We start from the raw sequence: 8818 nt of genomic DNA on the forward strand, positions 1-8818 counted from the left end.
CCTCACGTCAGGCTGCACGCGGCAGCGCGCGCTCGTTGGCGGCGACCGGCGCGAAGGGAACAAGCGGCGCGAGCGGAGTCGCGGCGATCTCGACGGCGGCGTGGTAGATGTCGCGCTCGGCATGGGCATAGCTCATCGCCGCGGCGAACGAGACGAAGCGGCCCTCCAGCCGCTTGCCGCTGTCCTGGACCAGCCAGTGGCCGGCATTATCCTGTCCGACGTAGATGGTCGGCGTGCTTGGGTCGGGCTCCGGTGCGGGTACCGACGACATGAATGCTGTCCTCGCGATAAACACGGCCATCATCGGCCGTGTCCGATAATTTACGACGACCGGCGTGTTGTTTCGAGATCGAAAAACGGCGCAGGCATAGTCTTGCCGTAGCGATCGCGAATCACAGCCATCCGACTCGCCTGAACCGCCGGTAGAGCAGTCCGCAGACCGCCGCGATGCCGCCCAGGACGATCGGGTAGCCGAAACGGGAATGAAGCTCGGGCATGTCGTCAAAATTCATACCATAGATGCCGGCTACCGCGGTAGGCACCGCCAGGATCGCGGCCCAGGCGGCGAGCTGGCGCGTGATCACGCCGGTGCGCTGCTGCTCCATCAGATTGCTGAACTCAAATACCGAGGTCAGCACCTCGCGCAGGCCGCCGGTCATCGCCTCCACCCGGCGCACATGATCGAGCACGTCGCTGAAATAATGCCGCGCCTCCGCATCGACGCAGGGCAGGTTATTGCGCGCGAGCTTGCGTGCCACTTCCTCCATCGGCACCAGGATGCGGCCGAAGCGCATCAGTTCGCGCCGCAGCGTGAAGATGCGTGCGATCTCCGAGCGTTCCAGGAAGGCATCGATCGTTCGCTGCTCCATCGCAGCGACCTCCTCCTCCAGCTCGCCGACGAGCGGCAGGTAGCCGTCGACTATAAAGTCGAGGATCGCATGGAGCACATAGTCGGCGCCCTGGCGGAGCAGGTCGGGCGACGCCTCCAGATGCTCGCGCAGCGGCAGGTGCGACCGGGTCGAACCCTGGCGTACCGTGATGATGTGGCTGTGGCCGAGAAACACCGCCGTCTGCCCATAGACGATCGTGTCGCCTTCCAGCCTGGCGGTGCGGCCGATCACGAACAGCTGATCGCCGTAGACGTCCACCTTGGGCAGCTGGCCGTCCTTGAGCGAGTCTTCTACGGCGAGCGGGTGGAGTCCGTACAGCGCCTGGAGCTCGGCGACGTCTTCGGCGCAGGGATCGGACAGGCCGATCCAGACAAACTCTGAGCGGTCGGTCGGGCAGTCGACCCGCTCGCGGGTGGCGATCTCGCGAACGCGGTGGCCGTTCCGGTAGAGGTAGGCGGCGATGACTGGCACGGACGGCCCCTAGAAGGAGATTGGCGGCGATCTAACTGGGTCTTGGTGTTGCCGGTACACGGGCCCGCCTCACCCTATCGAATTGCCGGCACCGGTCCGGTCACGCCCCTAGGCCCCGGACAAGCATTTGACACCACCGGTGAGAACCGCTTGGCTCGATAATGGAGCAACAGGACGCCGGCGCTCGCCAGCACGAGCTGAGCAGCGCGGCCGCGAGCTCGGCGGGTTGGGCCGCCGTGGCGCGCCACTTCGTATACGGCGCGATGCACCGCTGCTGACCATGGAATGCCAGCAGCAGGGCGGCACCTGCCCGGCGGTAGCTCCTGTCATTTAGCTCGCGAGACGCCCTGCGGCGTCGCATCGGCTCGGCGACCATCAATTCATGCGCGTTCTCTGACCTTGATCAGCGCCAACACGAAAGCGAAGTCGTCCGCATATTCGGCATCGGCCGCGGCCTTCGAGAGGTCGTTCATGTCGTGACCACCGTCGAAACTGATCCGCAGCAGTGCCACGTTATGCGGATCGGCGGCCTGCACCCGTGCGGCCATCTTCGCGGCATTGTGCGGCGCGACGCGGACGTCGTTGCTGCTCGTCGTCAGCAGAATTGCCGGGTAGCGCCCGCCGTCCTTGACCGCGTGATAACTGTCCATTTGCTTCAAAGCATGGTATCCTGCCTCGTCCTTGACCGACCCGAACTCGGGAACGTTGGGTTGCCCGTTCGGCTCGAACTCGGCGCGAAGCGGATTGGACATGCCAACCTTCGAGATCACCGCCGCGAACAGATCGGGCCGTTCGGTCATCGCGCGGCCGACGGTGATACCGCCCGCCGAACCGCCGAAGATCGCCAGCTGCCGCGCCGACGTATAGCCTTGCGCGATCAGCGTCTCGCAACAGTCGATCAGGTCGCGCCAGGTATTGGGCTTGGTCGCCTTCATGCCCGCTTCGTGCCAGGCGCGGCCATATTCGCCACCGCCGCGGACGTGCGCGGTGGCGACGATTCCCCCTGCTTCGAGGAACGCGATATTGCGCGCGTCGAAGGCGGGTTGCGACGGCCATTGATAGGCACCGTAGGCGTGGACCAGGCAGGGCGCGGCGACGATCGCTCCCTTGCGACGAACGATCGAGATCGGCACCTGCGTTCCGTCGCGCGCGGTCGCGAAGATGCGACGATATTCATAAGGGTCGAGGTCGATCGCAGGGCGCTGCTGCAGCGTAGTGCGGGTCGCGGCGCTGGTGCGGCCGTCGACCGTGAAGATCGTGCCGGGCTGGAGCCAGCTGGTGATGCGGATCAGCGCGCCGCCGTCGGCCGCGTTCACGGCCACGCTCTGCACCCAGCCCGAATAGGGTAGCGCCACCGTTCGCAGGGCTCCGTTCGATGGCTGGAAGCACAGGCTCTGCTCGCCGCCGTCGTTGATCGTCACGAAGGTGCCGTCTCGCCCGGCGTTGAGTTCATCGAGCACCTTCGCACCCGCCGGCACCAGCACGCGGGCGGTCGCCAGCGTCCCCGTCGCCGCGTCGATCGCGAGCAGCGCGCCGTTGGCGGCCGGGCTGTTCGAGATGACATAGAGCGTGTCGCCGCTCAGCGCGAAGTCGGCGACGCCTTCGTCCGCTCGACAGATCTGTCGCCATCTGGCCTTGCCCGCGAGCACGTCGTCGCGTCGCGCGAGGTAGATCGCGAAGGCGCGGACGTAACCGTCGCGCATCAGCAGCGCGACCTGGTCGGAGCCGATCCCGACCTGCATTTCAGGCGAGGAGATCGCCGACATCGTGACGCCGGCATCCATCCCCGCCGCCATGATCTTCTTGTCGGCGCTTTGCGCAGTATCGACGCGGTGCAGCCACAGACTGCGATCGTTGTAGAAGTCCGCGCTGCCTGCGGCGCGTCCCGCGAAACGATTGTAGAAGAAGCCGCTATCGTCTGGAAGCCAGGAGGCACTAGCATATTGCGCGTCGGCGACGCGATCTGCCAATAGGCGCCCGCTTGCGACTTCGACGACATGGCCGATGGCATTCTCCGATCCAGCCAGCGCGACGCCGAAGGCGAGATAGCGCCCGGTTGGCGACGGCACCCACCAGGTGATCGAGGCGGGGCTGCCGCCGGCGGCAAAGGTCGCGGGGTCGGCGAGTATCTGCTCGTGCCCGTCGGGATGATGCGCCACGAGGCGATAGTTTGCCGCCCCAGATTCGCGTCTTTGCAGAAAGCGGATCGCGCCCGCCGGCTTGGGATAGATTACCTGAGTGACGTCGCCCGAAAGCTCCGCGATCCGTTTGAGCAAGCGCGAGCGATCGGGATAGGCCCCAAGTAGATGCCGCGCATAGGCGTCCTGGCCGCGCATGAACGGCAGCCAGTCGCGATCGGACGTGTTTTCCAGCCAGCGATACCGATCGACCACCTGCTCGCCCCACAGGGTATCGGTGACCGGCTCGATCCGAGCAACCGGCAGGCGCAGCGTATCGGTCGCCCAAGCTGACCGTGGCAGCAACGCCACAATGCTCATGGTCGCCGCGTCGGTCAGGAACCGCCGGCGTGACAGGTGGCGATCGGCGGTCGTGGTCATGGCTTGTCTCCTCGTGCCAGCCGATGGCGCGAGGACCGGCGCGACGCGATCACCGATCGGTGAACGACGAGCAGCGTCGGCGAACAGCGATGGCGTTGTCATCCAATCGCGATAGAACGGTTGCGATGTTACGATCCGGGCCAAAACCGACCGACCTGCCTGCTCGCGCGGTGATCGCCTCGATCGCGATCTTCTGGGCGGGCTGGATCGTCCTGATGAGCCTGCGCGCACTGCTGCTCGGTTTCGCTGACCCGGGCGACCTGCTGCCGCGGCGCCTGGCGGCCGCCTTGGCGGGCGCAATGCTGACCGTCCTGTTCTGGCGCGCGCTGCGCTGGATGCGGAGCGACCGGCCTGCACTGATCGCGCTAGCGGCATTGATCGGCGCAATGCCGGCCACGGTCGCGTTCGCATGCATCAATTGGTTCCTGTTCTACGGCTGGAACCCGCCCCCGTCGATCGCCGCCGACATCGTCCGCTGGGGCTATGCCTCGGTATTCCGTTACGGCGTCATCGATACGTCGATATCGTGGTTCTTCTTTTTCGGCGGTTGGGGGACACTGTACCTGTTCCTGCGCGCAACGGCACGATCGGCGGCAGCGGAACGTGCGAGCACGGACGCCCAACTGCGGGCGCTGCGCTACCAGATCAATCCGCACTTCCTGTTCAACGCTTTGAACGCGCTTGCCGATCTCGTCCAGACCGGGCGCGCCGACGAAGCCGATCGCATGATCCTTGACTTGTCGGGGCTGCTTCGCCGGATGCTGAGCGACGTGGACGCGACGCCCGAGGTGCCGCTGGCCGACGAGATCGACCTGCAGCGTCTCTATCTGCGACTGGAGGCGCGTCGGTTCGAGGATCGACTGCGCGTGGAGATCGACCTGCCCGAGGCGCTGGCGGACATGCTCGTGCCCCGACTTATCCTGCAGCCGCTGGTAGAAAACGCGGTCAAATATGCGGTCGGCACGTCGTGTGGCGTCGTCGCGATCCGCATCTCCGCGGCGGCGGAGCCGCAGCGACTGACGCTCATGGTCGACGACGACGGATGTGTGCCCGATACCGATGCGTTAGGGTTCGGGATCGGGCTCGCCAATGTCCGAGACCGCCTACGCATGCGCTATGGTTCGTCCGCGACGTTGATCGCGGGTCCACGTGCGGAAGGCGGCTATCGCGCCTGCATCGCGATACCGCGTGACTGAGCCGCTCCGAACACTCATCGTCGACGACGAACCCGCCGCTATTCGGCGATTGGTAAGGCTTTGTGACGCCTTGCCAACGGTCACAGTGGTGGCCACGGCAGAGGACGGAGCCACAGCGCTGGACCAACTGCGGGCTATCGCCGTCGACCTCATTCTGCTCGACATCGAGATGCCGGGCATGTCGGGTCTGGCGCTCGCCGAGCGGCTGGTCGGCCGCACGCCGGCGCCGGCGATCGTGTTCGTCACTGCCTTCGAACGGTTCGCAATCCAGGCGTTCGCGGTAGACGCGATCGGCTATCTGTTGAAACCTGTCGATCCCGATTTGTTCCGCATCACGATCGACCGGGTGACCCGCCGAGTGCCAGCTCCAATCGCACCGATCGGCGACGCAGCGGTCTTCGGGGCGCCTTATCGCGGCACGCTGGTGCGGCTGGAAAGCAACGACATCGATAGGATCACCGGCGAGGACGATTATGTGCGGCTCCACTGCGGCGACATGAGCTACCTGATCGCGGAACGGCTTTACGCGATCGAGCAACGCCTTGCCGCAAACCGCTTCATCCGCGTTCATCGGTCGGTTCTGGTCAACCGTGATCGGATCGCGGGATTGACGGCGGATAGCGGCAGCTGGGCTATTTCCACGGTATCCGGCGAGCGTATTGCGATCGGCCGCTCGTATCTGGCGAGACTACGAACGGAACTCCGGATCGCGATTGATAAACCGATGGCCTCGAAAGGTAGCGCATCTCTCTGATCGGCGCGTCAGCGGGGACTTGCGTATGACCCCGATCATCGTGCAGATTGAGGTGGCGGGAGATCGATGGAATGTCGACCGGCGCAGCCGGGTGCGCGCGGCGGGATCGATGGACACAGCGATCGTCGACCTCGCCAAATGGCAGCTACCATGGTGCGCGGCTATAGTCTTCCGATCGGTGACCGCGTCGCGTTAAACACGGGATGCTACCGATCACAACTCAGCAACAGTTCCCGACATTGCTGCCCGATGCATCGCCCGCCGACCGACCCGCCGCAAGCGCGGCGTTGGGTATCATCGCGTTCGAGGGTTCGCAGGGATCGGGCTCGTACAAAGGCGGCATGACGATCGAGAAAGCCGATTATGGCGTGATCGCCGAAGCCACGATGGTGACGGACGGAGTGTGACCCAATCCGGCCGCAGGCGACCCGGACCATCCAGCTGTGTGGGCCGAGCACCTGCAGCAACCCTGCTCGCCGTGCGTCAGGTGGATCGGCGGAGCTGCTGCTCGACGGACCCCGCGATTGCCGCAAGCATGTCATGAAGTCTTTCCCGATCCGCGCGGGAGACGCCATCCAGAGCGTCGCCGTTGAGCTGCTGGATGGCGGCTTCGATCTCGCTCGCCCGCGAGCGCGTTTGCGCGCTGAGCGTGTACAATACGCTCCGCTTATCGCCGGGGTCGGGTTTCCGCTCGATGGCGCCGTCACGCTCCATCCGCACGAGCGTGGCCGCCATCGTCGGCTGTTCAATGCCGGCCTGCTCGGTCAGCGCCCTTTGCGACATGGCCTCGCCGCGCATCAATGCCGTCAGCACCGGCAGATAGCCCGCTGACAGGGCGAATGGCGCAAGCCGCTGATCCGCGAGGCGGCGCAGCAAGCGCGCGGTGCGGTTCAGAACTTCACCAAGCGGTCGTTCGTCACGCATCATATAGCTTGCGATATATATTCATAGCCGACTATATATCGCGCCGTAACCTAAACACGCAAGGAAATGTCCATGACGGCCAGACGCCCGGCTCGACGGTACGACGTCGTTGCGATCGCGTTCCACTGGACCGTGGCGGCGGCGATCCTCCTGGCGCTGCCAGTCGGCTTTCTCGCTGCCCATGCTCCCGATCATCGGCAGGCGGCGTTGCTGCTGCGAGCCCATATTCCGCTCGGCGTCCTGATCTTGGTGCTGACGGTAGCGCGCGCCATCTGGCGCTATCGTCACGCGCCGCCCCCGCTGTCCTCCGGCCAGCCCCGCTGGCAGGCCGGGTTGGCGCGCATCTCCCACGCTCTGCTGTATGCCGTCCCGATCGTGTTGTGCGCCAGCGGTATTGCGCTGCTCGCGCTCTCCGGCGCGGCGCCGATCGTGTTCGCGGGCGTTCAGCCCGTGTTGCCAGATTTCTCGCGTTTTCCGCCGATGGCGGTTCACGCACTTGCCGCCTTCATCCTCATTGGGCTGATCGGCGTGCATGGTGGGGCTGTGGCCTATCATCAATTCTATCGCCGCGACCGGCTGCTCGCGCGCATGGGTATCGGTTCGCCTGCGAGCCTGTCGTCATGACGGAGTTCAACCTGCGGCGCTACGCCGCAAGGGAGACCGCGATCGGCATCGTCATCAACGTTGGCGTCGCGACGGCACCGAGCTTGATGTTCACCACTATTGCAGCCGCCGCCCTGAGGCCCGTTCGCGAGGTAGCGGTCGGCTTGACGCCGCAATTCTTCATGGCCTCGCTGATGAGCGCGCTCGTGCCGTCGCTACTGATCTGTCGGAAACAGGCCAAAGGACGGTCTGGCGTCTTGCCTCCGATGCCACGCCTGCGGCCGGATCGTGCGGCAATCATCGCCGCCGGGCTGGCCGTGGCATTCACGATCATCTTTCTCGCCCTGATCCACGTCGTCCTCGCTCCGCTGGCGGCGGGCGGTATGGGGCCCGATGCGATACTGGCGCTTCGCATCGTGCAAGCCGCGCTGGCGGCGGCGACGATCACACCCCTCGCTCTCGTGCTGCTGTTAAGAGGAGGTCTTCCAGCAGGAGTCTGACGCCGCGGTGATTGGCCTCGATCCGGCAGCGATCGACTTCACGGTAGATGTGTTCTCAGCGCTTGTCGCCGCGGTCAGGCGCACCCGAGTGACCGCCGGGTAGGGGCCTCGCTTCCGTCGCCGTTCGATCGCGCGATGCGCGATGACCATCGCAAAGACCCCTTGGATTGCCCAACCGAAGCAATCTTGGAGGCCGCATCATGCTGTTACGGCTTTAGCAACACCCTGCATGATTTGCCATCGTCTCCCTTCGATCCTCTTGGCTTATCGGATTTCGACTATGGCGCGTAGACGCCTGGCCCGCGCCTGGTCCGGCGTGTTTCGAGGAGGGGGGTGATGGTGCGTTCTCATAAAATCGGTCTGATGGCGGCGGTGTCGGCGGTGAGTGTCGCGATGGCGGCTCCGGCCTGCGCACAGGACGCGGCCGCGCCGGCGCGACCCACCGCCCAGGCCGACCCGACCGCGCAGGCGACCCCGCTGACCCAGGGGTCGGCGGCCTCCGCCGATGCCGCGTCGGCCAATGCGACGCCCGGGCAGGAAGGGCTGGGCGACGTCATCGTCACCGCTCAGCGCCGCTCCGAAAATCTGCAGCGCGCCGCCATCGCGGTCAGCGTCGTGCAGGGCGCCGATCTGGTCGCCGCCGGCATCACCGAGCCCGGCCGGCTGGGCGAGCTGGCGCCCGCGCTGACGGTGCAGCCGTCGAGCACCGGAAGCCTCATCTTCCTGCGCGGCGTCGGCAATTTCACGTTGACGCCGAACAGCGACCCGGCGATCGCGTTCAACTATGACGGCGTCTATATCGGGCGCCCGTCCTCGACCAGCGGCCTGTTCTTCGATCTCGACCGGATCGAGGTGCTCAAAGGCCCACAGGGCACGCTCTACGGCCGCAACGCGACCGGCGGCGCGATCAACGTCATCCCGA

11 protein-coding genes are annotated in these 8818 nt (G+C 65.6%); 7 read left to right on the forward strand and 4 right to left on the reverse strand.

All coding sequences use genetic code 11. From position 1 onward, the window contains the following. Positions 1 to 7: 7 nt before the first annotated feature. The 3 genes from ACFE7K_RS13115 to ACFE7K_RS13125 all read right to left on the reverse strand — a co-directional run bounded on the left by ACFE7K_RS13115 (position 8) and on the right by ACFE7K_RS13125 (position 3919). The gene (locus tag ACFE7K_RS13115) at positions 8 to 271 is read right to left on the reverse strand and encodes a hypothetical protein (RefSeq protein ID WP_375398642.1); all 264 of its coding nucleotides are present in this window, start codon (positions 269 to 271) and stop codon (positions 8 to 10) included. A gap of 121 nt (positions 272 to 392) precedes the next feature. Continuing rightward, positions 393 to 1361, reverse strand: a complete 969-nt coding sequence (locus ACFE7K_RS13120) for a magnesium and cobalt transport protein CorA (protein ID WP_375398643.1) — start codon at positions 1359 to 1361, stop codon at positions 393 to 395. 380 nt (positions 1362 to 1741) lie between these two features. Then, positions 1742 to 3919 carry a prolyl oligopeptidase family serine peptidase gene (locus ACFE7K_RS13125; protein WP_375398644.1) on the reverse strand — a complete coding sequence of 726 codons (2178 nt, stop codon included), beginning with the start codon at positions 3917 to 3919 and terminating at the stop codon, positions 1742 to 1744. 125 nt (positions 3920 to 4044) lie between these two features. Here ACFE7K_RS13125 and ACFE7K_RS13130 point away from each other — a divergent pair, with 125 nt between their 5' ends. Genes ACFE7K_RS13130 through ACFE7K_RS13145 form a run of 4 tightly spaced genes read left to right on the forward strand, consistent with a single transcriptional unit; the run spans position 4045 to position 6276 of the window. Next, positions 4045 to 5115: a sensor histidine kinase gene (locus ACFE7K_RS13130; protein ID WP_375398645.1), complete on the forward strand. Its 1071-nt coding sequence runs from the start codon at positions 4045 to 4047 to the stop codon at positions 5113 to 5115. Continuing rightward, a complete protein-coding gene (locus tag ACFE7K_RS13135; protein ID WP_375398646.1) occupies positions 5108 to 5869 on the forward strand; it encodes a LytR/AlgR family response regulator transcription factor in 762 nt (253 codons plus the stop codon). Before ACFE7K_RS13130 ends, ACFE7K_RS13135 begins: the two co-directional genes overlap by 8 nt. 25 nt (positions 5870 to 5894) lie before the next feature. Next, positions 5895 to 6065 carry a hypothetical protein gene (locus ACFE7K_RS13140; RefSeq protein WP_375398647.1) on the forward strand — a complete coding sequence of 57 codons (171 nt, stop codon included), beginning with the start codon at positions 5895 to 5897 and terminating at the stop codon, positions 6063 to 6065. Between the two features lie 7 nt (positions 6066 to 6072). Next, positions 6073 to 6276: a hypothetical protein gene (locus tag ACFE7K_RS13145; protein ID WP_375398648.1), complete on the forward strand. Its 204-nt coding sequence runs from the start codon at positions 6073 to 6075 to the stop codon at positions 6274 to 6276. 76 nt (positions 6277 to 6352) lie between these two features. On the opposite strand, the gene ACFE7K_RS13150 is transcribed toward ACFE7K_RS13145, so the two are convergent. Further along, positions 6353 to 6796, reverse strand: coding sequence for a MarR family winged helix-turn-helix transcriptional regulator (locus ACFE7K_RS13150; RefSeq protein ID WP_375398649.1), 444 nt, complete (start codon positions 6794 to 6796; stop codon positions 6353 to 6355). A gap of 63 nt (positions 6797 to 6859) precedes the next feature. Between ACFE7K_RS13150 and ACFE7K_RS13155 the strand changes: the two genes are divergently transcribed. From ACFE7K_RS13155 to ACFE7K_RS13165, 3 genes are all read left to right on the forward strand, one after another. Further along, complete coding sequence (locus tag ACFE7K_RS13155) at positions 6860 to 7417, forward strand: cytochrome b (protein WP_375398650.1); 558 nt, start codon at positions 6860 to 6862, stop codon at positions 7415 to 7417. Then, positions 7414 to 7896 carry a hypothetical protein gene (locus ACFE7K_RS13160; protein WP_375398651.1) on the forward strand — a complete coding sequence of 161 codons (483 nt, stop codon included), beginning with the start codon at positions 7414 to 7416 and terminating at the stop codon, positions 7894 to 7896. The genes ACFE7K_RS13155 and ACFE7K_RS13160 overlap by 4 nt, the downstream gene beginning before the upstream one ends. A 336-nt stretch (positions 7897 to 8232) precedes the next feature. Beyond that, positions 8233 to 8818, forward strand: a 586-nt coding sequence (locus ACFE7K_RS13165; RefSeq protein ID WP_375398652.1) for a TonB-dependent receptor plug domain-containing protein, incomplete at its 3' end; no start/stop codon positions are given.

The sequence above is a fragment of the uncultured Sphingomonas sp. genome, assembly GCF_964244265.1.
Classification (GTDB): domain Bacteria; phylum Pseudomonadota; class Alphaproteobacteria; order Sphingomonadales; family Sphingomonadaceae; genus Sphingomonas.

What these genes read in the sequence shown, in the direction of transcription:
- ACFE7K_RS13115 (WP_375398642.1), bottom strand. Translation starts at nt 271, where the DNA reads ATGTCGTCGGTACCCGCACCGGAGCCCGACCCAAGCACGCCGACCATC.
- ACFE7K_RS13130 (WP_375398645.1), top strand. Translation starts at nt 4,045, where the DNA reads ATGTTACGATCCGGGCCAAAACCGACCGACCTGCCTGCTCGCGCGGTG.
- ACFE7K_RS13140 (WP_375398647.1), top strand. Translation starts at nt 5,895, where the DNA reads ATGACCCCGATCATCGTGCAGATTGAGGTGGCGGGAGATCGATGGAAT.
- ACFE7K_RS13145 (WP_375398648.1), top strand. Translation starts at nt 6,073, where the DNA reads ATGCTACCGATCACAACTCAGCAACAGTTCCCGACATTGCTGCCCGAT.
- ACFE7K_RS13150 (WP_375398649.1), bottom strand. Translation starts at nt 6,796, where the DNA reads ATGATGCGTGACGAACGACCGCTTGGTGAAGTTCTGAACCGCACCGCG.
- ACFE7K_RS13155 (WP_375398650.1), top strand. Translation starts at nt 6,860, where the DNA reads ATGTCCATGACGGCCAGACGCCCGGCTCGACGGTACGACGTCGTTGCG.
- ACFE7K_RS13125 (WP_375398644.1), bottom strand. Translation starts at nt 3,919, where the DNA reads ATGACCACGACCGCCGATCGCCACCTGTCACGCCGGCGGTTCCTGACC.
- ACFE7K_RS13160 (WP_375398651.1), top strand. Translation starts at nt 7,414, where the DNA reads ATGACGGAGTTCAACCTGCGGCGCTACGCCGCAAGGGAGACCGCGATC.